The sequence below is a fragment of the Vibrio sp. SCSIO 43133 genome, from assembly GCF_023716845.1.
Taxonomy (GTDB): Bacteria; Pseudomonadota; Gammaproteobacteria; order Enterobacterales; family Vibrionaceae; genus Vibrio; species Vibrio mediterranei.
This window is the reverse complement of sequence record NZ_CP068024.1, coordinates 167,003-191,647: the sequence shown is the minus strand read 5'-3', so window position 1 is coordinate 191,647 and position 24,645 is coordinate 167,003. Positions and strand designations below refer to the sequence as shown.

The window sequence follows — 24,645 nt, the reverse complement described above, 5'->3', positions numbered from 1 at the left end:
ATCGCATTTGGTGCTGTAGCCACATTAGCGCTGCAACACCAACTGCTTAGAGTAATCCAAATTTTGAAAGGATTATTAAATGAACGTTCTAATTATTGGTGCTGGTGGTCGTGAGCACGCTCTGGGTTGGAAAGTGGCTCAGAATCCAAATGTTGAAACTGTTTTCGTAGCACCAGGCAACGCAGGTTCTGCGCTTGAGCCTAAGCTAGAGAACGTTGCGATTGATGTTGAAGACATTCAAGGTCTAGTTGCGTTTGCAAAAGATAAAAACATCGAGCTAACGATTGTTGGTCCTGAAGCACCGCTTGTGATTGGTGTGGTTGATGCATTCCAAGAAGCAGGTCTAGCGATCTTTGGTCCTACTCAAGCTGCAGCTCAGCTAGAAGGCTCAAAAGCGTTCACCAAAGACTTTTTAGCTCGTCACGCTATCCCAACTGGCGCTTATGCTAACTTCACGGAAATTGAACCTGCACTGGCTTACGTTCGTGAGCAAGGCGCACCAATCGTTGTTAAGGCTGACGGTCTTGCTGCTGGTAAAGGTGTTATCGTTGCGATGACGCTTGAAGAAGCAGAAGATGCAATCAAAGACATGCTAGCTGGCAACGCATTTGGTGACGCTGGTAGCCGCGTGGTTATTGAAGAGTTCCTAGATGGCGAAGAAGCAAGCTTCATCGTGATGGTTGATGGCGAAAATGTATTGCCAATGGCAACGAGCCAAGACCACAAACGTGTTGGTGATAAGGACACAGGTCCTAACACTGGCGGTATGGGCGCATACTCACCTGCTCCAGTGGTTACTCAAGAAATCCACAACCGCATCATGGAAGAAGTTATCTATCCAACGGTTCGCGGTATGGCTTCAGAAGGAAACCCATACACTGGTTTCCTATACGCGGGTCTAATGATCGACAAAGACGGTACGCCTAAAGTTATCGAATACAACTGTCGTTTCGGCGACCCAGAAACACAACCTATCATGATGCGTATGCAATCAGACATGGTTGAGCTTTGCCAAGCTGCAATCGACAAGAAGCTAGACCAAGTTGAGTCTATGTGGGATCCACGTGCATCTATCGGTATCGTTCTAGCGGCAGGTGGCTACCCAGCGTCTTACAACAAGGGCGATGTTATCTCTGGTCTACCAACAACAGAAGTGGAAGGCGAGAAAGTATTCCACGCAGGTACAGCAGACAAAGACGGCAATGTTGTGACTAACGGTGGTCGAGTGCTCTGTGCAACTGCACTGGGTAACACTGTATCTGAAGCTCAAGCACGTGCTTATGAGCTAACCAAAAAAATCAGCTGGGACGGCATGTTCCACCGTAACGACATCGGCTATCGTGCCATTGCACGCGAGCAAGGCGAGTAGCTTTCGCTCTATCGAACGGTAGCAAAAAGGCGCTCAATTGAGCGCCTTTTTTTATTCTGTAGTCTAGTCACCTTGTGCTGGTTATTCAGTGGCAAGCACTGGACGTTTAATGCAATCGGTCGAACCATCAGAAAGCATTAGCAATTGTTCTACTTTTGCTCCAGTCAGTCGAGTACTGCCTAAAAACGCGACATAGCTTTCCACTTCCGCCAAACGCTGCACAACAAAGTCTGGCAAACTCTGTTCAAACTTAATATTGTTAAATTCAATACCGCTACAGGTTTCCAACGATTTTCCATCCCAATGACCTTGGATAAGCTCTAAACCATCACTATCCTGCTCTTTTACTCTTTCCACAAGTAAGTCAGCTTCACGTTGGTAGTTTTCTAACTGAGCACGTTTAATAGGTAGGACTTTGCCATTTCGACGGTATTGTTGATAAATAGCTTCGCCATCTTTATTGAAGCGCACGTGAATACGGTAATTGACTGAACCTGACTCAAGCTCATTCTGTACCCCTTCTCGCACAAACTCACGCAGTGTGTCACCGCTCCAACGATAATTGGACTTATACCAACCATAGTCATTCATATTGACATAGTCAGCAGCACTGAACGGTTTTGTCAGCCGCTCGGTATACCAATACAAGCTCGTTGCATCCCCTAACGTTTGACCACCTGTGTATTCCGAATACTGATTCAGAGATGGTGACGGAGAAGAAGAGCAACCAGCGAGCGTTGCAACTAATAGTGATACCAACAGAGTTTTCTTCATTGATGTCTATAACCTCAAACAAAAGCAACGTAGGCAAACAACAGCTTCTACTTACTGTAGGACAGCGTGAATGACAAGGCGTTCACTTCAATTCAGAGTATTGGGGAGAGATTGATGGATAAGCGCACTACATCGGCTAACACGTTTATCGATCAACCGCAGGGGAAGGAAAACAGCACCGATGAAAACTCATCGGTGCTGTAGAAATTATTTAACTGCGTCTTTTAGCGCTTTACCAGCTACGAAAGCTGGAACGTTCGCTGCAGCGATTTGGATTTCTTCACCAGTTTTTGGATTACGACCAGTGCGAGCTGCACGGTGGTTTACTTTGAACGTACCAAAACCAATTAGTTGAACTTGGTCACCTTCAGTTAGCGCTTCAGAAACACCTGAAAGCGTCGCTTCAAGCGCTGCTTTAGCTTGTGCTTTAGATAGGTCTGCTTTCTCAGCGATAAAGTCGATTAATTGGGTCTTGTTCATTAGGTTTCCCTTCTTCATGTTATCGAGTTAGAGCCCACTCTAAATCATAAAGCCCCCATCTGGCAAAGGTTTGTAGCCGATCTTTCTCACTTATGACCGAGATTTAACCGTTTTATGAGCAATAACTCACAATTTGTTACGTGAAGATTGAGTTTGAAACCTTGTAATTTATTGCATAAAGTCCCATAAATGCACTGCCGCACAATTAATAAGCCTGATAAATCTATTGCGCGGCTACTGTTTTTTAAGCACTCACCAACAATGCACAGGCTCATTTGCAGCAAAGTTAGGTTGATGTGTGCACATATTAGGAAATGAATGTTTCTTTTAACGGTTTACATAGCGATCGCTATCGGTGTTTCTTTTATCTGTTCTGTGCTTGAAGCGGTGTTACTTAGTATTACACCAAGCTACCTGGCTCAGCTTCGCCAACAAGAACACCCTGCAGCAGAAAAGCTTAGCAAGCTTAAAGCTGAACTCGATCGACCATTGGCTTCTATTTTGACACTTAACACTATCGCGCACACTATCGGTGCAGCAACGGCAGGTGCACAAGCTGCTAAAGTGTTTGGTAGTCAATGGCTAGGCGTTTTCTCAGCGGTACTGACATTAGGTATTTTAGTGTTGTCAGAGATCGTCCCGAAAACCATTGGTGCAACCTACTGGCGTCAGCTTGCTCCTACCGCAGCCACGATTTTACGTTGGATGGTATGGGCACTAACTCCATTTGTTTGGTTTTCTGAGCAAATCACTAAGCGTCTGGCTCGTGGTCATGAAGCGCCAAAGATGCGTGATGAGCTGTCTGCGATGGCGATGTTGGCAAAAGAAAGTGGTGAGTTTGCTGAGGGTGAATCCAATATTTTGAACAATATTCTTAATATTCAAGATATCCCGGTAACGCAAGTTATGACACCGCGCCCGGTGGTTTTCCGCGTTGCAGCTGAAATGACCATCAATGAATTCTTGGACCAACACAAAGAGACTCCGTTCTCTCGTCCACTGGTCTATAGCCAACAAAAAGACAATATCCTCGGGTTTGTACACCGTCTGGAATTGTTTAAGTTGCAGCAACAAGGCAGTGGGGAAAAGCAGTTAGGCTCTGTAATGCGCCCTATCCACGTGTTGTTTAACACGATTATGTTGCCTAAAGCCTTTGAGCAAATGATGGCTGCACGCCTACAGATTGCAATGATTGTGGATGAATATGGCACCATACAGGGCATCATTACGCTAGAAGATATTTTTGAGCACTTACTAGGCCAAGAGATCGTCGACGAAGCAGACAAAACCACAGACATGCAAGAACTGGCTTACCAGCGTTGGGAACACTGGAAAGAGAAGCACAGTATGATCGATGGTTCTGATGATGAAGAATACGAAGAAGTCGACAACAACTCAGATTCAGAAAAGAAACTCGATGCTGATAACAAAAAAGATGAACAGCAATAATCTCTAGAAAATAAAACGGCAGCGCCTAGGCGCTGCCGTTTTTTATTGGCTCACGTTTGAGTTAGTGACTGCCGATATCATTTCCTAAAAGGAAATTCTCATCACTACTGACCACCACGCCGTACTTAAGGAAATTTTTCCCTAAAATCATACTGTAGTGGAAACGAGAGCGGTCTTGTAGGTTGACTCGAACCGTCTTCTCGACATCGCCAAGTTTCACCCGCATTTCAACCACTGGGCGTACATTGGCTTTTTCACCCGCCTTCGCTTTGATGCGCATTACATCCACCACTTCACGGGTGAATTCTTGTTTCATCCCCATATCATTGGCATAAGTGAAGGTCACCATGTCTTTACCGTCTTTCTTGAACTGTTTAATATCCAATGCATTCATTGAACTAACATCAGCGCCGGTATCAAGTTTCACAGGGAACTTTAAGCCTTCTACCGTTGCATTCTCAATATGACCTGCGGTAAAGATAGGATAGGCGTCCAGCAGATTTTCGCTTCGAGTATTCACCAAGACACCAGCTTTCGTCGCTTTCTTGCCTATGATGAAATAAGGCTCTTCACCTTCATCACTATCCAACGCTTCCAAAGCAAATTCAACTGTCACTTCTTTGTCGCCAACAATGAACTCACCGTCGACAACAGGACGCACCGTATCACCTACTTTGATTTTACGAAGAATGGTCTTGCGGATTTTTTCTTCATTACCTTGGTCGTTAGATAAGTAGTACTCCACTTTATCACGACCTTTAGCTTCAATCATTTCAAAGCTAGCGACTTTTAATAACGGCGTGCTAACCGCAAACGAAGGCTCAGCGTTTAACTTGTAGCCATCAAGAATCAGACTTTCCACAGGAGAAACCACCAGCGGTTTATTCTTCATACGAGACTCAAAGCTTTGCTTCTTTTTGTCTAGCTTATCTTTGGCACCCGTATCGACAATAAAGTTCTTACTGAGTGTATCTAGACCCAATCGAAGCTGAGTACTATATTTGGAGCGATCTTTTAAATACACCTGAATCGTCTGCTCAAAGTCTTTACCACCTTTGAAAGGCACAAAAACAACTGGGTATTCATTACCACTGACAGAGAGCATTTTCACCAGTGGATACGTCACACGCTTTTTCGCGTTTTCTTTCCCCGCTAAGTCAAAGCTCACGCTGTTATCTTTTTTATTTACTTCGACATTCTGAGCATTAAGAATGCTGTAGTTATTTTGCAAAGATAGGCTTACATCGACTGGCACACCATCAACTTCACCAGACTCACGACGACCAATAACTTGAGCGTCTTTCTGTTCTTGCAAATAGTCGTAACCAGCCATGACCCAGGCATTGTCAGCTAAGAATGTTTTACCAATTAAGATAGGAGCACTAAAACCACTTCGGTCAGTTAAGTTCACTTCGGTTTCTACTGTTTTACCTGCAATGGTCAGCGGCAGGGTAATCACAGGACGATAGATAGGTGTCGCACTGGTTCGGCTACGAATCACACTGGTGCGCGTCAAAGGTCGCTCCATAGTGATTTTCTCTCCAGTGTATGGATGACGAAGCGTAAAAGTCACCATACCACCGAAGTTTCGTTCTTCATTATCAAATTCTTCTAGCCACCAGTCACTGGCAGAGCCGCCATACTCATCTACGATGGTCTGCAACAGCTTCTCATCAGTTAACCCTTGGTACTTTGGGTTGTCGCTGGTGACATGGATATCTTCAGCGTGCATCGATGTAGTGTCCGCACCAGTATCAATCTTGCCAACAAAAGGGATACCTTTAAGTGCATCAATATCTTGATAGTACACACTCTCAACGCGACCTAAGACGAGTTTATCTTCGATAGAAAGTACAGGTGCTTGAGTAGTAGAGAGATCTGGTGCAGCCATAGCCCACCCACTGGTCATTGAGGCGAGAATTAACGCCAACTTAGTTGCTGTTCTATTCATTTTAATACATCCATTCATTGACCGACTTTTAATACCCCGTTTGTCTTGAGACAACGGCCACTGTAATTCATTGCCAACTCTCTTTAACTTTACAGAAAATTAACGGAATATCCACGCGATTATCAATAAATTAGCAAATTACTGAATTGTTTCACGGCTAAGTGATAGAGAAAAATAACCAAGCAATTGCAAAACTTAGCTCAAGCCCTTATATCCTATAGATATCGAAGAAAGGACCTTCCTTTCCCTAACACACAACAAGAGAATACACGGATGAGCCAAGCTATCTGTCAACTGATTGCTAAAGAGCTGAGCGTCAGCACTAAGCAAGTTGAAGCTGCTGTCACTTTGATTGATGACGGCAACACCGTACCCTTCATTGCACGTTACCGAAAAGAGGTAACAGGCGGGCTTGACGACACCCAATTACGTACTTTGGATTCTCGCCTTAGTTATCTAAGAGAATTGGACGAAAGACGTCAGACAATTCTGAAATCCATTGATGAGCAGGGCAAACTCAGTGACGAATTACGCACTGAAATCGAAAACGCCGATAACAAAACACGTCTTGAAGATCTGTATCTACCATATAAGCCAAAACGTCGCACTAAAGGGCAGATTGCCATTGAAGCAGGACTAGAGCCACTTGCAGATCTGCTTTGGAATCAACCAAATAACACTCCGGAAGACGCTGCCCAACAGTATGTTGATGAGTCAAAAGGTGTCGCAGATAGCAAAGCCGCTCTTGATGGTGCACGCGCTATCATCATGGAACGAATCGCTGAAGATGCCGACCTATTAGAGAAAATTCGTCACTACCTAAACCGCAATGCGGAACTTAGCGCTCGAGTGATCCAAGGCAAGGAACACGAAGGCGAGAAGTTCAAAGACTATTTTGAACACGACGAAGCCATCAGCAAAGTTCCGTCGCACCGTGCACTAGCCATGCTTCGTGGTCGCAATGAAGGCTTCTTGCAATTGTCTCTCAACGCCGATCCAGCTAATCAAGAAAACGCGCGCGAGTCTCACTGTGAAACCATCATTGCAGAGCATTACGATGTTCATCTAAGCCAAGCGCCAGCGGATGCTTGGCGCAAACAAGTCATCAGTTGGGCATGGCGCATTAAAGTATCGATGCATATGGAAACCGAACTGATGGGCGCGCTCAAAGAACGCTCTGAAGTCGATGCCATTACCGTATTCGCCACAAACTTGAAAGACCTTCTGATGGCCGCACCAGCTGGCCCAAGAGCAACACTAGGTCTAGACCCTGGTTTGAGGACAGGCTGTAAAGTGGCTGTCGTCGACACTACAGGTAAAGTGTTAACAACAGAGACCATCTACCCTCATCCACCGCAAAAGCAATACGATAAGTCAGCACAGGTTATTGAGCAGTTAGTGCGTCAATACAATGTCGACCTAATCGCGATTGGTAACGGTACTGCCTCACGCGAGACAGACAGCTTTGCTGCCGATGTGATTAAACGTGGCAATCTTAAAGTTCAGAAAATTATCGTCAGCGAAGCTGGTGCTTCAGTGTACTCAGCCTCGGAACTTGCTGCCAAAGAGTTCCCAAATATGGACGTGTCACTACGTGGTGCCGTCTCTATTGCACGCCGACTGCAAGACCCACTGGCTGAACTGGTGAAAATCGACCCTAAGTCTATTGGTGTTGGTCAATATCAGCACGATGTAAGTCAAACCATGCTAGCTAAACGTCTAGATGCAGTCGTGGAAGATTGCGTAAACGCAGTTGGGGTTGATGTAAATACGGCCTCAGCTGCGCTACTCACTCGAGTAGCAGGACTTTCATCGACACTGGCGCAAAACATTGTCGACTATCGTGATGAAAATGGCCGCTTCGAAGCCCGTACAACCTTGAAGAAAGTCGCCCGTTTAGGTCCTAAAGCTTTTGAACAGTGCGCAGGTTTCCTTCGCATCATGAATGGCAAAAACCCTCTTGATGCCTCTTCGGTTCACCCTGAAGCGTATCCAGTGGTCAAAACAATTGCTGAGAAAACTGGCCGTAAAGTGCAAACGATTATCGGTGATAGCAGCTTTTTGAAGTCTATTAACGCCATTGATTACACCGACGAGACATTTGGTTTACCAACTGTCACCGATATTATCCGCGAATTGGATAAGCCAGGCCGTGACCCTCGACCTGAGTTTAAGACTGCAACCTTTGCTGAAGGGGTTAACAAGATCTCCGACTTAGAACCCGGCATGGTGCTAGAAGGTGTGGTGTCTAACGTCGCTAACTTTGGTGCCTTTGTGGATATTGGTGTACATCAGGATGGATTGGTACATATTTCAGCTCTAACGGATAAGTTTGTCGCCGACCCTCGCGAAGTAGTTAAAGCAGGTGACATCGTTAAAGTTAAGGTAATGGAAGTCGATGCAGCCCGTAAACGCATCAGCCTGTCTATGCGTTTAAACGATGAACCTAGACAAGATAACAGAACTAGCCGCAGCTCATCTCAAAAGCCGAGAGAGCCTCGAGGCGGACAGCGTCAACACAAACCTCGTCAGGAATCCGGTAATAGCGCCATGGGTGGCGCATTCGCAGCGGCGTTTGCCAAGGCGAAAAAGTAGTTTCTATCAATAACAAAAGAGCACCTTAAGGTGCTCTTTTTAATTCACGTTATATCGAACCGTTCAACTAAGTGACCGCAAGAATATCAGAGGGTGTATTAGGCGCTACTGCATGGCCGTAATGATAACGAATCACGGTGCGACGTTTGGCCATCTTCCCTTCGAGTATCGCTGCATCGACTATTTTCTTCGGTAAACGAAAGCGCATAGCATAGCCTTTCCCTTGCGACTGACTATAGGTATTTAGCGACAACAACCGAAACCAATTTTCTACCGGATTATGCGGCTGAGAATCCTCTTCTTCCGTTTCATACTCTGGGTGCTCAGCAGGATCCCAGGCGCTGCGCTTACGGCGTTTTTCATCTTCGTTGATGCGTCGTTCAGCATTGGTTCTCGCCAGTTCCACGGGAGCGATGATCGGCTCTCTCACTTTGTTGTCACGAGCCACTTGCTCTGTCTGCGGATTCACGGACGGTGCAATAACCGGGGCACTTACACTGTTGGGTGACACTATCATGGTCACTCTCCTCTGTAATGAGTGATTACAGCCAATACCTCTACACTTAGCCTTATCTTTAACCGATTGAATTATCGTCAATCATCTCAATACAGTATCGGACAAAATGCATAAAGCTTTACCGATTTTGTGTAAAAATCCTGCAAATATCAGCGAACTAGCGCCTGCACCTTGTCGATAAAACCGCTTTGCTCGGTAATAAACGGAGCATGCGAAGAATCCTTAAATACATGTGATTGATGACCGGATGTGAGCTCATCTAGCTGTTTTGCAACACGCACTGGCACCAAACCATCTAATCGACCATACCAGCGGTGAACTGGCATCGATAGCTCTCCCAACTGTTGACGCAGATCGAGGGAGTCCAACCAATTCAGTCCTAGCATCAACGCTTCTTGAGAAGGCATAGGCCGCGATAACACCGCCTCTTTTAGTTGTTTCACATCTTGACGAGCACTTGGACTGCCCATGGCTTGCAGTGCCATAAATCGTTCAATGGTTAGCTTGAAGTTCTCAGTTAGCTGTTCCGTAAATGCAGCTAGTACATCCTTTTTAATCCCACGCCACTGTTCACCTTCAGAGAACTTGGGCGAGCTTGCTAATGTCACCAACTGCGAGATTCTTTGCGGATAATAATGAGCTATATGAGTCGCCACTAACCCGCCTAAAGACCAACCCAACCAAATGGCTTGGTCGGGAGCATCCGCCAGTAACAACTCACAAAACTGCTCAAGGGACTGATACTCAACATCATGACTGAAGCCATAACCGGGTAAATCAACGCTATGCACGGTGAAAGACTGAGCCAGTTCGGCACTGCACTTGGACCATACCGCGCCATTCATGCCCCAGCCATGAAGCAAAACGATATCGGGTCCCTGACCTTCAGAATGCCAATGTACTTTTGATGCTGAGCTCACGTTATCTCCTACCGAATTCATACTATGTTGGGGTTGTTTTGCTTCATGCTAAACAGATATTCTCAAACGTCAAATTAGACCAATGAAACTGTCACTTCCAATACCCTCTCTGTGTCATTTATGCGGTTTGCGTATCGACTCAACCATGGAGCACCATTTATGGTGCCCACATTGTCATCGACAAATGGCGTTACACATTAAACGCTGTCATTGCTGCGGTTTACAAATAGAGACACAAGCCGATAAGTGTGGTCAGTGCCTTAAATCACCGCCTCCATGGCACCAAATGTATTGTTTGGGTGACTACCAATACCCACTTTCAACACTCATCCAGCAGATAAAGCGGCAGAAACGCTATTGGCTACTTCCTCCTCTAGCACGAATGCTCAACGGTTTGATTCTTCACCCTGCTCCCATGGTGATCACCGTACCAATGACATGGCATCAATATCTGTTAAGAGGGTTTAATCTTAGTGAAGTGATCGCTAACGAGATAGCTAAGTCCACGCCTCAAACTCAACTCATGCCTAATGTATTTCTCAAACACGCTCGGGCTCCTATGCAAAAAACCTTGGATAAAACCGCGAGGCTGCGTAATGTTCAACGAGCGTTTTCATTACATCAACGACCAAAAGCAAGTCATGTTGCGATAATTGATGATGTGGTCACAACTGGCGCAACTGTCAGACATTTAAGCGAATTATTACTTGATGTAGGGGTCGAAAAAATCGATATTTACTGCTTGTGCCGCACGCCAAAATGAGTTGGTAAACCACTGCAACCTCAAGTTGCACACAATACAGACAAATAATTTTGGCATCTACTCACGACAGGAGTAGAATAGTGGTAATAACCTACAACTATACTCAGGTATTCGTCGTGTCAAATCCAATTACTATTACAGAAAGTGCACAAAGCCACTTTGCCAAACTACTGGCTCAACAGCCAGAGGGTACGAACATCCGTGTTTTTGTCGTTAACCCAGGCACTCAAAACGCTGAATGCGGTGTGTCTTATTGCCCACCAGAAGCGATTGAGTCAAACGACACCGAATTTAAATACGAAGCCCTATCTGCTTATGTTGATGAGCTATCTCTACCCTTCCTTGAAGATGCTGAGATCGACTTCGTCACTGACAAAATGGGTTCACAGCTTACGTTAAAAGCTCCAAACGCGAAAATGCGTAAAGTCGCTGATGATGCGCCATTAATGGAACGTGTCGAGTATGCTATCCAAACTCAAGTAAACCCTCAGCTTGCTGGTCACGGTGGCCACGTTAGTCTGATGGAAATTACTGAAGACGGTATTGCCATCGTTCAGTTTGGCGGTGGTTGTAACGGTTGCTCTATGGTTGATGTGACCCTGAAAGAAGGTATTGAGAAACAACTTCTTCAAGAGTTCTCTGGTGAACTTACAGCGGTTAGAGATATGACCGAGCACGATCGTGGCGAGCACTCATACTACTAAGTGACTTTTTCGCCCCAAGCGGCCATGAAGTTCGAGCAGAGCGCCAAGGGAAACCTTTGCGCTCTGCTTTTTTATGGTTCTATTTGGCGATGACTCAATTCCTATATATATTAAGCAGTACAATAATTTCTGTTCCGCACACTCACATCACTAATCTATGTGGAACAACGCTAAGGAGATAAGCCATGCCGTCCAAAAAAGGACCTGAAATCTTAGCCCAAAAGACCGTTGCCGAATCTCGGCTATTTAAGATTGAGGCGTTAGACTTAGCGTTTTCTAATGGCACTAAGCGCACTTATGAGCGAATGAAGCCAAGTGGTCGTAACGCAGTCATGATGGTTCCGATTACAGAGCATGGTGATATTTTATTGGTACGTGAGTACGCAGCTGGCACAGAGCGATACGAACTGGGCTTTCCTAAAGGACTTATCGACCCTGGCGAGTCACCTGACCAAGCAGCGGTGCGAGAGTTGAAAGAAGAAATCGGCTTTGGGGCAAATAAGCTAACTCCGCTTAAAGAAGTGATCTTAGCACCGTCTTATTTTTCAAGTCGCATGACCTTGTTCGTTGCTCAAGATCTGTACCCTGAACAGCTTGAAGGCGATGAACCAGAGCCTTTAGAGATAGTGAAATGGCCACTGGCTCAGGCAGACGAGCTCCTCTCTCATATGGATTTCTCCGAAGCGCGCAGTATTACCGCATTACTGCTGATGTTAAGAATGAAGTCAGAACTAGGACTATAACGTGACGGCACTGAATAAAGATCTCTCCCACCTCATTCCCGACGCCATCAGCATTGCTCGCCTTGCTGGGCAGCTCATATTAGACATCTATGAAAACAAGCAATATGAGGCGTTTACCAAAGAAGATGAGACTCCAGTCACCACCGCCGACCTCGCAGCTCACAAACTGATTGTTGAAAAGCTTAGTCAGTTAACACCAGACATCCCTGTACTGTCTGAAGAAGCAGCAGATATCAGCCTTGAACAACGTTCACAATGGGATACCTACTGGCTTGTTGACCCGCTTGATGGTACTCAAGAGTTCATTGCTCGCAGTGGCGATTTCGCTACGATTATTGCTCTGGTTCGCAATAATAAGCCGATTATGGGAATCGTCTATGCTCCAGTGTCAGGCGTGACTTATTACGCCTACGAGAATAAAGGGGCTTGGAAAATTCCATCCATGGATGAAAGCTTGAGAATTAACGTCCTCAAACATGATACTCAAGATCAATCCATCGCGATTGCGATTAGTCGTCGCCAAAATATCAACCGTGTCACAGCAAGGATGAGCTCTGCGTGGAACTACGATTTGGTTCCTCTTGGATCTGCGGCACTAAAAGCGTGTCTAGTGGCTGAAGGCGCGGTGGACTGTTACCTGCGCTTAGGCCCAACAGGTGAATGGGACACAGCAGCAACCCAATGCATTGTCGAAGAAGCTGGCGGTGCCATCTTAAGCACCGAGTTAGGTCCGCTGTCCTACAACCAAAGAGAGACATTGGAAAATCCAAACTTCATTGTGATTGGCGATCAATCGCTAGCTTGGAATAAGATTCTCATTCAAGAATAGACACTAAAATAAAACTAAAAAAGGAGGCTAAGCCTCCTTTTTTAGTTGTTAACTCAACAAACAACTTCGTCCCCAGTTCCTAGAATCTTCCTTGATAATTAAAGGAATAACGACCTTGATTATCAGGGTTACCTAGCCAACTCAACTGCTGACGCATGGTCGCAGGGAAATCACCTTCCGGTTTAAACCACGCGCTGGATTGATATTGTCGGTTCGGCGTCAGCTGCCCTGAGAACTCACTAGAGACTTGCTTACTAGATTGACTGCCTTTCGCGGTTAATACACTGTCATTACACGCCAAATCAACAATAGTCGGCCCGAAGCTTAAGCTGCCGACAGGGGTTTCAATGTAGCCAGCACTCCATGACAGACTGCCCTCTCCCGTTCCACACCAAGGAGATTGGTATTGCAACGATTTGATCGCCAATTCAAGCTGCCCCCCTGCCGAAACAGGCACGGGCATAGGAGAGTATTGCAGAACGGTATCTGCCGGTATCGAAGCTAACAAGGTCTCCACGTAAGGTCCTGAGAAGCTAATACCGACATTCCCTTTTCCAGAGAGACCAAGAGCACTGCCCCGGCCAAACCTAACGGCATATTCTGGGGACAGAGTTAGCAAACTCGACCATGAGAAGGACCAGTTAAGCTCTCCTAATTGGTAGTTCTGAACTCGTACATTTTGAGCTCGCCCCTGCCAAACCGTCCCTTCTGCGCTATCAATAAATACACCTTGAGGCAACGGTGAGAAGCTCAATGCCACGCTTGCAGGCAAGTGATAGATAGCACTAGCGGTAAATACACTGGTGCAAAGTAACGCGTACTTAATGACTCGTTTCACTTAGCTACCTCTTTTAAATTGCAGACGGTTCACCTCTATCACACCACTCAAATCCGCCTTATCAATATCCATATTTTCCACTGTCACTCCGTGGTTTTCCTGTAAATAGAATAACCAATTTACGAAGAACTCAAACGGGATCGGTTTGATCCAGACTTGCAGCTGGTCGTTACGAGGCTGCATTCGAATCAACTCGACATTAAATCGATTTGTTGACGACGTGATAACCTGATTTAAAGGCTGCTTGGAGACAACCACACCGCCTGCACGACGTTTTTCAACGATGGTATCGGCTTGTTCACTTACCCAAGACAACAATTGACGCTCTGATTGAATGCGCATTTGAGCATTCTCAGTTCGCTGAGCAAACGGGGCGAGTATCCCCCAATAGATGATCCCAATAATGGCAACGACAGAACATGCCAAAACCAGTCGCTGTTCCCTTTGACTGATACTAAGCCACCAGCTTTGTGCGCTAAGTAGTAGACCTTTCATGATTAACCCTATTTTGCCTTCAACACAAAGTTACCCATCACCACTTCACCATTACGGTTAAGGGGACCTTGTGACACATCGAACTGCGTTTCCAGTTTTATTCTTGCCGCTTCAAAGCTTTCAAAATCCTTGCTGGTGACACTCATACGAACTTCATTGCGATTGCCATCAAAGGTAAAACTCTCAACTTGCATGCCATTCACTTGACCCACGGTGTCGGGCAATTTCGACAACCATTCCAACACAGACGCACTGGAGATATCGGAGCCACCTAATCGGCCTAGCTCATCTTGCATTTGTCTCTTCAGGTAGCTCACTGTAGGAATGCGTTTCTTATCTGGAAACACGCTTCGGAAAATACGTTCACTTTCCGCTCGGTAAGCTGCTGCCTGAGCTTCATACTGATTAACAAGCACTACTTGTTCCGCAATCAGAGCAACGATAAGTATTGAGGCCGCGATAGCTACTTTCTTCCAAACTTTCCAATGTTTTAAGAAAGAAGCTTTAGGTTTAAAGTCACCACTGAGTAAACTAAAGCCGCTATCCACCACTCCTTTTGAAAGTAGTGCCATGGCGGGTTCTGCTGGCAAAGTTTGCCATGAAACATGGTCAGAATACGAAGCAACAATCGTAGGTTCTTCTGAATAGCTCTCTACGACTACTACAGCAGACTCTTCTTGATCTTGCTGCTCCCGAGAGGATAAATAATCCGACTTAATAACCGCTTCAAGCCAGTTGTTATCAACCGTCATACCCGACCATTCAGAGGTACGAAACAGCCACTGCTCATCCATTTCAATCGCAGAAACATGTTGTGTCTTGGGCAAAGCTAAAACATCAGGAACGACCTTTTTAACTTCAATATCATGTTGCAAAAACGCCTCAAGCACATCAGATAAATAGCGCTTATCAACCGCACACACTGTCGCTTTGTCAGCGTGTTTATTAAGAATCGTAAAGTGAAGCTGCTCGACATCTTGAGCAATATCATCTTCTACAAGAAATGGCAGCATGGTTTCAAACTGCCTAGCTCCACCTGCAGGGATCTCAACTTGAGCGAAGTGAACATCCTGTGCACATAGCATAAGCATTGTGACACGCTGCTGCGCGTATTCCTTGATCTCTTCGAGCTGCGCTAAACTGTCAAGCACACCACTCGCTATCACTTCTTGCTGATTGGTCGACCAAACCGCCCAATGTACAGGGCTAGTCGGCTGACTATTCAGGCGAACGGTTAAAAACTCGCTCACGAAATCCTCCAAATCGACGGCGCACTACCGTCACATCTTGCCTATCTTGGCTAAAAAATAAGGTTCTTAGTCGCAGTCTTGATTCGTCCACAACTACCTGCGCATCTAACTCAAAGTAAACACTGTCCACAGTCAGGAAAGGAAAACCTTGCTGCTTTGTATTGTCATCCACCGCACCCATTTGTGGCTCTGCTAAAAACTGATTCACACCAGACCACCCATCAAAGGGGCGATTTTCAATAAGCTGTTTGGCATTATCCACCGACAAATTCGGTGCAAATAACGCAGCGAGTAACGGTGCTTGCTCGACCGAAATCGTATTAACATTGAGCTGCCAACTGGATGTCGGTAACGCGCACACTAGTGGAGCAATTTTCAACATAGCTTCACCAGACATCTGATTAATTGCTCTCAGTTCAGAACTGTCGGCGATTAGACCATTAGCGGCAACATACGCTGGCGACAAAGACTCGTAGTAACTGTCTCCAACTCCAGACACGGAGCGAACAGTCGTTTCCTTATTGATAAACTCCCAAGTCGAATCAGCAATTTGTTCGGCTTGGTAATTCTCGACTTCACTTTCTTCCAGCAATCGCTGAAAGAAACGCACCAAAAATGGTTTAGTGGCGCTATTGGCATTCGGTGTCACATTCGCCAGAGCATTGACATTGAAGCATGACTGCATATCTCGAATGTAGCCAGTTGCTTGACCGTAATCGAGAGGATAAGTGCGTTCCTCAAGAGCCCAAGGTTGATTCAGATTAATACTGTCTTTGTTATCTTTGTAGCTCTCTTTTATCGCAACAGAGGCCAATGCCTCAACACCAATGGCATACCAATAGGCCTGTTGATAATTAACCTGATTCGATGCTCGAGTGAACTGACTAAACAAGCGCTCAGACATCGTAGCGGCTATTGATACCATGATGGCTAAAAGCAGCAGAATAACAATCAAGGCAACCCCTTTTTGGGAGTTAGGCATCACTCTCTTCACGAGTTGCCTCCTTGGTTATTACCACCTTGATTCCCACTGCCATCTTGATTCCCATCACCATTATTAGGTGCCGATGACGCGTTAATGGTACCTGCAGGAGTCAGGTAAATCCTGGTTATCTCGCCATAATCTTCGAAGGTAAGCTTAATCTCCACAGCTAATGGCAGTGACAAGTCTGCTTGCCACTCTTTAAGCCACGTTTCCCCATTGTAAAAACGCATGTCAAAGTCTTCTACACCGCTAAAGATAGGGAGCACCACAGGAGGCTCGCCCACAGTCGTGTCAGGGTAGCGCCACCATACTCTTTCTAGTTTGCCCTGTTTTAGTCGATAGCCAATTTTCGCTACTTCACCTCGCGGAAATTGATTTTGCGGATTGAGCCACCCTAGACGAGTAAAAAGTAACCCTTTTCCTTCAGACTCCAATAAGTTTTGCTGCCACAAGATCAACCGATTTAACGGCGCCTCTCCCTCGTGTCTAAACTGCCTAAGTGCCATTTGCCTAAAGTCACTATCCAGATAGACAAACCCTCGCTGGATTTCTTGCAAACGAGCACTGCGCTCCTGCGAGAGTTCGTTACTTCGCTGAACTTGGTTAACCACTTGATAAGCAGCAACACTGAGACTTGCGAAGATGGCGATAGCCACTAATACTTCAATCAGTGTAAAGCCTTGAGAACGCTTACCTATCAACGTAGCTCCTCACCGTAACAATGGGACTGGCTTTTTTATCTAGTGCCACACTCACATCAACGGCTTTAAGTAAATTATCAGATGTTTTTACGGGAGTGACGCTCCAAAACCACTCGCGTCCCGCCAATTTCTCGCTCCCTTTTTGGGCTTTAAGCGCAGACGTATCCAGCATAACCTTGGCCATTTGATTATCCACCACCATTGCGGCAAAGGCTTTGTCTTCTAGATAGTTTAAGGTATTGATGTGCTGACTCACTGAACGAATGATCGCAATGGCCGCCGTTGCAAAGATAGCAAGGGCAATCAACACCTCAAGTAGGGTCATCCCTCTAGCGTTTGTTTTCATTCCAATCCTTGTCGTCCATTAGCTGCAACGAACCATTATCTTGGATTTGTACATACCAAGACTGCGCTTTAAGCGCTCGATTTACAGGCGCTAAAACAAAGGTTCCCGGCGTAATCTCTCCACTTGAAAGAATAAAAACTTGCGGCGGTTTTTCTGCTTTTTTCTTTTTCTCGACATCAGCAAACATATCTTCATCAAACAAAGTACCAGGTTCAAACAATCGGTCATCATTGCCCCAGACACCATTGCTTAAATCGAGTTTGACAGTCATCTCTTCCGGCAACGTGGTTTCTTCAGGAATCTGATTCAATGACACTCTTTGCCAACCGTCAGCTTGGAGCTCCAGAAACACATACTGCTTTTTATCTTCATCAACTCGTATTCCGAAGTCCTTTCCAGCTAACATGGCCTCTTCATTGAAGAGCTGAAGCCTTTGGAATAAGCGCTGAGCTTGTTGTTTCACTTGTTCGTCTTGCGGCTGAGGTAAGGTCGAAATGACTGCGACGGCACTGATGGATAACAGTACCAATACTAGGAGCACTTCCAGTAAGGTGAAGCCTTGATGATGTTGCCGTATGAGAGAACGCATGACATACCATTGAAAAAGGTAGGGCGAATACTCGCCCTACTGATTACCGATTACTGAAAGTCTTGAATATTCCAGTTGCCAATATCGGCTGCTGCGCCTTCACCACCCTCTTGACCATCAGCACCTAACGTAAAGATGTCGATAGTGCCTTTGTCACCAGGGCTCAAATATTGATAGTCATTGCCCCACGGGTCATTAGGTAAACGACGAATATAACCACCATCACGGTAATTACGCGGCTCAGGGTTACCCGGCTTAGTCACTAGCGCTTCCAGACCTTGATCCGTTGTTGGATAAACGCTGTTGTCTAACTTGTACATATCAAGCGCATTTTCTAACGCGACAATATCGGTAATGGCTTTTTGTTGATCCGCTTTCTCTTTGTTGCCTAATAGGTTAGGAACAACAAAGCTTGCCAAAATACCTAAGATAACGACAACCACCATTACTTCGAGTAACGTAAAGCCAGCCTGTTTTCTGTTTGTTTTTCTCATTTCTCACTCCAAAGAAAACGCCTCTAGACAGAGGGTTGTGATTTCATTATCTGATTAGATTATCCAGACATTAAATTGTTCATTTCTAAAATTGGCATCAATGTCGCCATTACGATAAATAGTACCAAGCCAGCCATCAATGCGATTAAGGCGGGAGTAAAAATTCCCAAAGCAATATTTATGGTCGATTCAAAGTTCTGATCTTGGTTATCAGCTGCACGCGTTAACATGCTTTCGAGCTCACCACTTTGCTCACCACTCGCAATCATATGCAGCATCATTGGAGGGAACAGTTTGGTTTGTTCCAGTGCTTTACGAAGACTTGCACCTTCGCGTACATTGTCGGCGGCATTAGAAACTTGCTTCTTAGCAAAATGATTGGTCATCACATCCACTGACACCTTCATGCCTTCAAGAATTGGAATTGCGCTCGAGGTACAGATTGCCAATGTTCGAGCAAAGCGAGAGGTATTAAGACCACGTGCTATTTTGCCAATCAACGGGAGATTAAGCACCTTGGTATCCCAACTCATTCGTATTGCTGGTCTTTTCAATGCAGCTTTGAAGAGGTAAAACAACACCAGAAATACTGCGACAACGACAAAGCCCCATTGCTGCACAAAGTCACTGGAAGAAAGCAAGAACTGAGTCGATTTAGGCAACTCTTGTCCCATTTGGACAAACTGACCGACGATTTTTGGTACCACCGCAGCTAGAAGGAACGCCACAATGGCGACGGCAAACACCACCAGCACCACAGGGTAGATCATTGCTTGTTGCAGTTTGGAACGAAGTTTTTGACGGTTCTCTGCGTAATCAGCTAAACGTTCAAGGATAGAGTCTAGATGGCCCGACTTTTCGCCAGCCGCAACCATGGAACGAAATAGCTCATCAAAGATATGCGGATACTCCGCCAAACTGTCTGATAAGGTATAACCTTCGGTGACTTTAGAGCGTATTGCAGCAAGCATACTGCGAATTCGTGGCTTCTCTGATTGCTCTGAAACCGCTTTTAAACACTCTTCTAACGGCATACCCGATTGAACTAGCGTCGATAACTGACGTGTAATAAGCGCTAAATCAGGCGTACTGATACCACGCTTAAAGGCTGGTTTTGACGTTTCACCATTGGCACTTTTGCTCGACTTACCTTTCGCTTCGACAATATCGATAGGAATCATGCCTTGCTCTTTCAGGCGTAAGCGAGCTTGGCGAGCATTATCTCCCTCAACTAACCCTTTTACTTGCTTTCCTTTGGCATTCAGAGCCTTATATTCAAACGCTGCCACTTACGCTTCCTTGGTCACACGCATGACTTCTTCAAGAGAGGTAATTCCATGCTTCACTTTATGGAAACCGTCATCTCGTATACTCGGAGTATGTGAGCGTACTGCTTTTTCAATCGCCTGCTCGCCTGCTTCATCATGAATAAGGGTCTGTACTGTTTCATCAACCATCAAGAGTTCGTGGATACCAGTACGTCCACGATAACCTTTGTGGTTACACTTCTCACAGCCGACAGCTTTATGTAGTACCAGCTCTTCATACTCGGCCAGCCCGAATAACTGCTTAGTAGCGCCATCCGCTGCATAAGGTGCTTTACAGTCATTACATAAGGTGCGGACCAAGCGCTGCGCTAGAACGCCGAGTAGAGAAGAGGAAATCAGAAACGGTTCAATGCCCATATCACGCATTCGCGTAATCGCACCAACAGCCGTATTAGTGTGCAGTGTCGACATCACCAAGTGACCAGTTAATGAGGCTTGAACAGCAATTTGGGCCGTTTCAAGGTCTCGAATCTCACCCACCATCACCACGTCGGGGTCTTGACGTAGAATAGCACGCAAACCTCGAGCAAAGGTCATGTCTACTTTGGGGTTAACCTGCGTCTGACCGATACCATCAATATCAAATTCAATAGGATCTTCAACGGTCAGTATGTTGCGCTCATTACTGTTGATCTCTTGCAGACCTGCATACAGAGTCGTGGATTTACCAGAACCAGTTGGACCGGTCACCAAAATAATGCCATGTGGCCTCTTAATCAGGTGTCTAAAGTTTTCATGGTTGGCTGCTGTCATACCTAAACTATGCAAATCTAGACGCGTCGCGTTTTTATCTAGTAGACGCATCACCACTCGCTCACCATGTGATGATGGCATCGTAGAGACACGAACGTCTACTGCCCTACCGCCAATACGCAATGAAATACGGCCATCTTGGGGAACTCGCTTCTCCGCGATATCCAGCTTAGCCATAACCTTGACACGTGATACCAACAGCGGTGCCAACTTACGACTTGGCGCCAACACATCACGCAGTACCCCATCAATACGAAATCGAATCGACAGTACTTTTTCAAAGGTTTCAATATGAATATCCGAGGCGCCTTCTTTGATGGCCTCGCCAAGCATGGCGTTGATTAGCTTGATTATCGGTGCATCGTCATCCGATTCCAACAAATCTTCATCTTGTGGTAACTCCTCTGCTAAAGAGAAAAAGTCATCACTGTCAGCACCAATATCTTCCATCAACTGACGAGCCTCAGACGAGTCGCGCTGATAAGCTTGAGTAAGCTTTGAATCAAACTCCTCAGAAGATAGAGCATGTAAGGAGAAAGGCTGACGAAACACTCGCTTAACTTCTTGCAATGCATTCAACGCCAGCGGCTCTACATAGTAGAGCACGGCGTCTGACTCTAGAGACTCGAACACTACCTTAAAGCGATTAGCAAAGCTAAACGGCAGGCGAGTCACCAAAGGGCGCTGTTGGATAGTGTCCATAATTACTTCGCTTCTACCTGATCAAAGAATGCTTGAATTTCAGATGGGTAGCGCGTGGTATTATTGAACTCAGGTAATACTGGAATGTAGCCGTCATCCATCAGCTTCAAGCCTTTATCCGCCTTGAATAACTGCTCTGCACGAATGTAGTTATATTTACGCTGAGTGATACCATCAGACGTCATGCCATCACGGATAATCGTCGGTTTAATGAAGACCATAAGGTTCTTTTTCTCAACCGTTGTACTGGTGGAAGTGAACAAACGACCCAGATATGGGATATCCCCGAGGAAAGGAACTTTCGACTCACTTTCAGCGGCACGTTCATCAATCAAACCACCCAATACCAGCATCTGACCATCTTGGATCATCACCGAAGTGTTAAGCTGACGCTTAGCAAAACGCACATCTACCGCGCCATTAGCACCAAGAACATTGGAAACTTCTTGCTCAATATTAAGCTGAACCGAGTTACCTTCGTTGATCTGTGGGACGACTTTAAGCTTGATACCTACTTCTTTACGGTCAACCGTTTGGAATGGATTGCTGTTGTTTGAGCCTGCTGTCGAACCAGTCAATACCGGCACTTCTTCACCAACGATAAACGACGCTTCGCCGTTATCCATAACAGTAATGCTAGGAGAAGACAGAATATTTGAGTTGGAGGTACTGGAAACGGCAGTAATAAGAGCGGTCCAATCGCCAAGAGCAATACCTACAGCCGCACCTTGAACACCGCTGAGTGCGCTGGCAAGCTTGGTATAATCACCTGAGGTTTTGGTTTCAACGTTGTACGGCGTTCCATCCGCTCGATAACGAGTTTCTGTTGTGGTCTTGTCTTTGGCTTCTTCCATACCAACCATAACGTTACCGATAGAAGCGCCTGTATTGGAGAACTGAACCACACTACCCGCCGAGGCATTACCCCATTGCACGCCAAGGTTAGCGCCATCAACGTCGGCAAGTTCAACAATCAGCGCTTCAATTAGAACTTGCGCACGACGTATGTCTAGCTGCTTAATTATCTCAAGCAGGGCTTTCATAATGTCTGGCGGCGCAGTAATCACAAGCGCGTTGGTATCAGGGTGCGCACTGATCATCACTTCAGAGCGGTTTGCTCCACTGCCTGACGTAGAGCCAGACTGCTTCTCTTTCTGAAGGTTATCTGACACCCCTTTTAGCACATCCACAAGGTCTTCAGCTTTGGCATATTTAAGATACTGAACTCGGTTGTTGCCTTTGGTCGCCATCTCAACATCAAGCTGATTAATCAAACGACGTAAACGCTCACGAACCTTAGGGTCACCAGAAATCAAGATAGAGTTAGTTCGTTCATCCGCCACCAGCTTAGGTTGCAAGAGTGCTGGGGTGTTTTTAGCGTCTGTCGTCTTATTTAAAGCATCAACAATACGAACCATTTCAGCGGCCGAAGCATTCTTTAATTCAACCACTTCAACTTCTTTATCACCCGCTTGGTCTACACGGCGAATAATATCTGCTAGGCGATTAACAACGGCGGCACGGCCGGTAATAAGAATGATGTTCGCAGGGTCATAATGAACCACATTACCTGCACCAGCATTATCATTTAGCTGGCGCAACAAAGGAGAAAGCTCTCTTACCGAAACATTCTTCACCGCGACCACACGTGTCACGACACTGTCTCCTGTGACGTTATCGGAATCACCAACTACGGGAATCGCCGAGGTCTTGGCATCTTTTGCTTTGATAACCTTCAAAATGCCATTGTCCATCTCTACGACAGCGAAACCATAGACTTCTAAGACATTAAGAAAAAAGCTGTAATATTGCTCTTCATTTAGAACATCATAGCTACGCACATCGACTTTACCGCGCACTGACGGATCAACAATGATGGTCTTATCGAGGTTGCGTCCAACGATATTGATAAACTCATGTAGGTCAGTTCCCTTGAAACTGGCACTGAATTCATTGGCTGATACCGTTGGCGCAGCCATCAGGCTCCCCATCAATAACCAGGTACTTGTTTTAAGCCAACTTTTCACTTGTTGCTCCCTTGTAATGCCTTACGCATAACTAAAACTGAATGAATATGTCATGTTGTTGCCCGTCACGCTCTACCGTTAGATTGAGTTCGGTAAGCTCGGAAATAGACTGATAAATTTTCCCCATAGCAGCAGGATCAGTGAGATCGGCACCATTAAGTGCAACAGCAATATCACCATTTTGAAGTCCTACGGCGTTAAACAGCTCTGGATCTCGTCCAGGACTGACTCGGTAACCTTTTACCTGACCATCTCTTTTCACTTGAGAAAGTCGGACATACTGAAAAATCTGTTGTGGATCTTGAGTAATCGTTCTGCGAATCGCTGTCAGCTTTTCTTCTGAATCAATAGGGTTATTTCCCGCAATATTGGAGGCTGCCACTTGTGGCGCCGTCTTCAACTCAAGTTTTTTATATTCCAAGCCTTCTAACATCACCGTCTCATCACGTCCGGAGTTGGAAATAATGATTCGGTCAATCATCACGGCGCTCACCGTCGCTCGCGTGCCTTCAATCTGTTCTCCAATCCCATACGTTCCTTGCTTGCCACGATTGGCAACCACCGCAAGGCTCAAGTTAGGATTACTACTTACTACCGAGCCGACTAAAACCACATTCAAACGTGTTTTAGGTGCATCAGTCACCACTGGCGCCTGTACTACTTTTTGCTCGCGATTGTACCGTCCAAAGATATTGGCTTTGTTGATATCGGAAGAGTGTAAATTATTAGATTGAGTTTGCGCTTGGTTATTAACAGCAACGGGCGCAACCCATTGACTAACAGAATGAGTTTGAGGAAACAATTGCCATAGTAAAACGCCAGCAATCCAAGCGGACACCGCTAACATGGTTAGAGTAAGCGTTAGGCTAATTTGAGATTGATACTGCAGACAACGACGAAAAAATGAAGATATAGAAGCGGTGTTGATACTCGCAGCCGATATGGATATTCCTTTCACTCTCCTAACTTCCTGCCCTACTAAACATTTACTGACTGTGTAATTAATTGTTATTGCTAAATTATCAGCAATCGTTTTTTGTATG

General features: G+C 45.7%; 24 protein-coding genes. 7 read left to right on the top strand and 17 right to left on the bottom strand.

What is annotated here, in order from left to right:
* Positions 1-79: 79 nt before the first annotated feature.
* A complete protein-coding gene (gene purD / locus JKJ11_RS00935) occupies positions 80-1,369 on the top strand; it encodes a phosphoribosylamine--glycine ligase (protein WP_124940519.1) in 1,290 nt (429 codons plus the stop codon).
* Between the two features lie 81 nt (positions 1,370-1,450).
* On the opposite strand, the gene JKJ11_RS00930 is transcribed toward purD, so the two are convergent.
* Both JKJ11_RS00930 and hupA read right to left on the bottom strand, forming a co-directional pair.
* The gene (locus JKJ11_RS00930) at positions 1,451-2,143 is read right to left on the bottom strand and encodes a DUF1481 domain-containing protein (protein ID WP_006073405.1); all 693 of its coding nucleotides are present in this window, start codon (positions 2,141-2,143) and stop codon (positions 1,451-1,453) included.
* A gap of 207 nt (positions 2,144-2,350) precedes the next feature.
* Positions 2,351-2,623: a nucleoid-associated protein HU-alpha gene (gene hupA, locus JKJ11_RS00925; protein WP_006073404.1), complete on the bottom strand. Its 273-nt coding sequence runs from the start codon at positions 2,621-2,623 to the stop codon at positions 2,351-2,353.
* A 318-nt stretch (positions 2,624-2,941) separates the two neighbouring features.
* On the opposite strand from hupA, the gene JKJ11_RS00920 reads away from it, so the two are divergent.
* Positions 2,942-4,072, top strand: coding sequence for a CNNM domain-containing protein (locus JKJ11_RS00920; RefSeq protein ID WP_006073403.1), 1,131 nt, complete (start codon positions 2,942-2,944; stop codon positions 4,070-4,072).
* Between the two features lie 61 nt (positions 4,073-4,133).
* On the opposite strand, the gene JKJ11_RS00915 is transcribed toward JKJ11_RS00920, so the two are convergent.
* A complete protein-coding gene (locus tag JKJ11_RS00915) occupies positions 4,134-6,023 on the bottom strand; it encodes a putative ATP-dependent zinc protease (RefSeq protein WP_124940518.1) in 1,890 nt (629 codons plus the stop codon).
* 273 nt (positions 6,024-6,296) lie between these two features.
* Here JKJ11_RS00915 and JKJ11_RS00910 point away from each other — a divergent pair, with 273 nt between their 5' ends.
* Positions 6,297-8,618 carry a Tex family protein gene (locus JKJ11_RS00910; protein WP_252038638.1) on the top strand — a complete coding sequence of 774 codons (2,322 nt, stop codon included), beginning with the start codon at positions 6,297-6,299 and terminating at the stop codon, positions 8,616-8,618.
* A 67-nt stretch (positions 8,619-8,685) separates the two neighbouring features.
* On the opposite strand, the gene JKJ11_RS00905 is transcribed toward JKJ11_RS00910, so the two are convergent.
* On the bottom strand, positions 8,686-9,135 hold the full coding sequence (locus JKJ11_RS00905; protein ID WP_006073398.1) for a hypothetical protein: 450 nt from the start codon (positions 9,133-9,135) through the stop codon (positions 8,686-8,688).
* A gap of 149 nt (positions 9,136-9,284) precedes the next feature.
* Positions 9,285-10,076: a pimeloyl-ACP methyl ester esterase BioH gene (bioH, locus tag JKJ11_RS00900; protein ID WP_006073396.1), complete on the bottom strand. Its 792-nt coding sequence runs from the start codon at positions 10,074-10,076 to the stop codon at positions 9,285-9,287.
* Positions 10,077-10,137: 61 nt separating this feature from the next.
* On the opposite strand from bioH, the gene JKJ11_RS00895 reads away from it, so the two are divergent.
* The 4 genes from JKJ11_RS00895 (at position 10,138) to cysQ (ending at position 13,094) form a co-directional block, all read left to right on the top strand.
* Positions 10,138-10,818: a ComF family protein gene (locus tag JKJ11_RS00895; RefSeq protein ID WP_252038637.1), complete on the top strand. Its 681-nt coding sequence runs from the start codon at positions 10,138-10,140 to the stop codon at positions 10,816-10,818.
* Positions 10,819-10,934: 116 nt separating this feature from the next.
* On the top strand, positions 10,935-11,522 hold the full coding sequence (gene nfuA, locus JKJ11_RS00890) for a Fe-S biogenesis protein NfuA (RefSeq protein WP_031493658.1): 588 nt from the start codon (positions 10,935-10,937) through the stop codon (positions 11,520-11,522).
* A gap of 185 nt (positions 11,523-11,707) precedes the next feature.
* A complete protein-coding gene (gene nudE, locus JKJ11_RS00885; RefSeq protein ID WP_031493657.1) occupies positions 11,708-12,265 on the top strand; it encodes an ADP compounds hydrolase NudE in 558 nt (185 codons plus the stop codon).
* A 1-nt stretch (position 12,266) separates the two neighbouring features.
* Complete coding sequence (gene cysQ, locus JKJ11_RS00880) at positions 12,267-13,094, top strand: 3'(2'),5'-bisphosphate nucleotidase CysQ (RefSeq protein ID WP_206379131.1); 828 nt, start codon at positions 12,267-12,269, stop codon at positions 13,092-13,094.
* 79 nt (positions 13,095-13,173) lie between these two features.
* Here the strand turns inward: cysQ and JKJ11_RS00875 are convergent, their stop codons facing one another.
* Genes JKJ11_RS00875 through gspC form a run of 12 tightly spaced genes read right to left on the bottom strand, consistent with a single transcriptional unit; the run spans position 13,174 to position 24,560 of the window.
* Positions 13,174-13,932: a type II secretion system protein N gene (locus JKJ11_RS00875; RefSeq protein ID WP_171391871.1), complete on the bottom strand. Its 759-nt coding sequence runs from the start codon at positions 13,930-13,932 to the stop codon at positions 13,174-13,176.
* On the bottom strand, positions 13,933-14,427 hold the full coding sequence (locus JKJ11_RS00870; protein ID WP_031493654.1) for a type II secretion system protein M: 495 nt from the start codon (positions 14,425-14,427) through the stop codon (positions 13,933-13,935).
* Between the two features lie 8 nt (positions 14,428-14,435).
* Positions 14,436-15,677, bottom strand: coding sequence for a type II secretion system protein GspL (gspL, locus tag JKJ11_RS00865; RefSeq protein WP_252038636.1), 1,242 nt, complete (start codon positions 15,675-15,677; stop codon positions 14,436-14,438).
* Positions 15,646-16,659 carry a type II secretion system minor pseudopilin GspK gene (gene gspK / locus JKJ11_RS00860; protein ID WP_252039082.1) on the bottom strand — a complete coding sequence of 338 codons (1,014 nt, stop codon included), beginning with the start codon at positions 16,657-16,659 and terminating at the stop codon, positions 15,646-15,648. The genes gspL and gspK overlap by 32 nt, the downstream gene beginning before the upstream one ends.
* 8 nt (positions 16,660-16,667) lie before the next feature.
* Positions 16,668-17,363, bottom strand: coding sequence for a type II secretion system minor pseudopilin GspJ (gspJ, locus tag JKJ11_RS00855; protein ID WP_252038635.1), 696 nt, complete (start codon positions 17,361-17,363; stop codon positions 16,668-16,670).
* Positions 17,353-17,709 carry a type II secretion system minor pseudopilin GspI gene (gspI, locus tag JKJ11_RS00850; protein WP_006073375.1) on the bottom strand — a complete coding sequence of 119 codons (357 nt, stop codon included), beginning with the start codon at positions 17,707-17,709 and terminating at the stop codon, positions 17,353-17,355. The genes gspJ and gspI overlap by 11 nt, the downstream gene beginning before the upstream one ends.
* Entirely contained in the window at positions 17,693-18,298 is a 606-nt protein-coding gene (gene gspH / locus JKJ11_RS00845) for a type II secretion system minor pseudopilin GspH (RefSeq protein ID WP_031494721.1), read from the bottom strand. The genes gspI and gspH overlap by 17 nt, the downstream gene beginning before the upstream one ends.
* A gap of 50 nt (positions 18,299-18,348) precedes the next feature.
* Positions 18,349-18,792 (bottom strand): type II secretion system major pseudopilin GspG, encoded by a 444-nt coding sequence (gene gspG, locus JKJ11_RS00840; protein WP_006073367.1) that lies wholly within the window; start codon positions 18,790-18,792, stop codon positions 18,349-18,351.
* A 59-nt stretch (positions 18,793-18,851) separates the two neighbouring features.
* On the bottom strand, positions 18,852-20,081 hold the full coding sequence (gene gspF, locus JKJ11_RS00835; RefSeq protein WP_198557232.1) for a type II secretion system inner membrane protein GspF: 1,230 nt from the start codon (positions 20,079-20,081) through the stop codon (positions 18,852-18,854).
* Positions 20,082-21,575, bottom strand: a complete 1,494-nt coding sequence (gspE, locus tag JKJ11_RS00830) for a type II secretion system ATPase GspE (RefSeq protein ID WP_006073360.1) — start codon at positions 21,573-21,575, stop codon at positions 20,082-20,084.
* Positions 21,576-21,577: 2 nt separating this feature from the next.
* A complete protein-coding gene (gspD, locus tag JKJ11_RS00825) occupies positions 21,578-23,602 on the bottom strand; it encodes a type II secretion system secretin GspD (RefSeq protein ID WP_006073358.1) in 2,025 nt (674 codons plus the stop codon).
* Positions 23,603-23,633: 31 nt separating this feature from the next.
* Positions 23,634-24,560, bottom strand: a complete 927-nt coding sequence (gene gspC / locus JKJ11_RS00820; RefSeq protein WP_006073356.1) for a type II secretion system protein GspC — start codon at positions 24,558-24,560, stop codon at positions 23,634-23,636.
* Positions 24,561-24,645 lie beyond the last annotated feature (85 nt).

What these genes read in the sequence shown, in the direction of transcription:
- gspK (WP_252039082.1), bottom strand. Translation starts at nt 16,659, where the DNA reads ATGCCTAACTCCCAAAAAGGGGTTGCCTTGATTGTTATTCTGCTGCTT.
- gspE (WP_006073360.1), bottom strand. Translation starts at nt 21,575, where the DNA reads ATGGACACTATCCAACAGCGCCCTTTGGTGACTCGCCTGCCGTTTAGC.
- nudE (WP_031493657.1), top strand. Translation starts at nt 11,708, where the DNA reads ATGCCGTCCAAAAAAGGACCTGAAATCTTAGCCCAAAAGACCGTTGCC.
- purD (WP_124940519.1), top strand. Translation starts at nt 80, where the DNA reads ATGAACGTTCTAATTATTGGTGCTGGTGGTCGTGAGCACGCTCTGGGT.
- gspH (WP_031494721.1), bottom strand. Translation starts at nt 18,298, where the DNA reads ATGCGTTCTCTCATACGGCAACATCATCAAGGCTTCACCTTACTGGAA.
- JKJ11_RS00920 (WP_006073403.1), top strand. Translation starts at nt 2,942, where the DNA reads ATGTTTCTTTTAACGGTTTACATAGCGATCGCTATCGGTGTTTCTTTT.
- gspI (WP_006073375.1), bottom strand. Translation starts at nt 17,709, where the DNA reads ATGAAAACAAACGCTAGAGGGATGACCCTACTTGAGGTGTTGATTGCC.
- JKJ11_RS00915 (WP_124940518.1), bottom strand. Translation starts at nt 6,023, where the DNA reads ATGAATAGAACAGCAACTAAGTTGGCGTTAATTCTCGCCTCAATGACC.
- hupA (WP_006073404.1), bottom strand. Translation starts at nt 2,623, where the DNA reads ATGAACAAGACCCAATTAATCGACTTTATCGCTGAGAAAGCAGACCTA.
- gspG (WP_006073367.1), bottom strand. Translation starts at nt 18,792, where the DNA reads ATGAGAAAAACAAACAGAAAACAGGCTGGCTTTACGTTACTCGAAGTA.
- JKJ11_RS00895 (WP_252038637.1), top strand. Translation starts at nt 10,138, where the DNA reads ATGAAACTGTCACTTCCAATACCCTCTCTGTGTCATTTATGCGGTTTG.
- JKJ11_RS00910 (WP_252038638.1), top strand. Translation starts at nt 6,297, where the DNA reads ATGAGCCAAGCTATCTGTCAACTGATTGCTAAAGAGCTGAGCGTCAGC.
- bioH (WP_006073396.1), bottom strand. Translation starts at nt 10,076, where the DNA reads ATGAATTCGGTAGGAGATAACGTGAGCTCAGCATCAAAAGTACATTGG.
- JKJ11_RS00870 (WP_031493654.1), bottom strand. Translation starts at nt 14,427, where the DNA reads ATGAAAGGTCTACTACTTAGCGCACAAAGCTGGTGGCTTAGTATCAGT.
- JKJ11_RS00930 (WP_006073405.1), bottom strand. Translation starts at nt 2,143, where the DNA reads ATGAAGAAAACTCTGTTGGTATCACTATTAGTTGCAACGCTCGCTGGT.
- JKJ11_RS00905 (WP_006073398.1), bottom strand. Translation starts at nt 9,135, where the DNA reads ATGATAGTGTCACCCAACAGTGTAAGTGCCCCGGTTATTGCACCGTCC.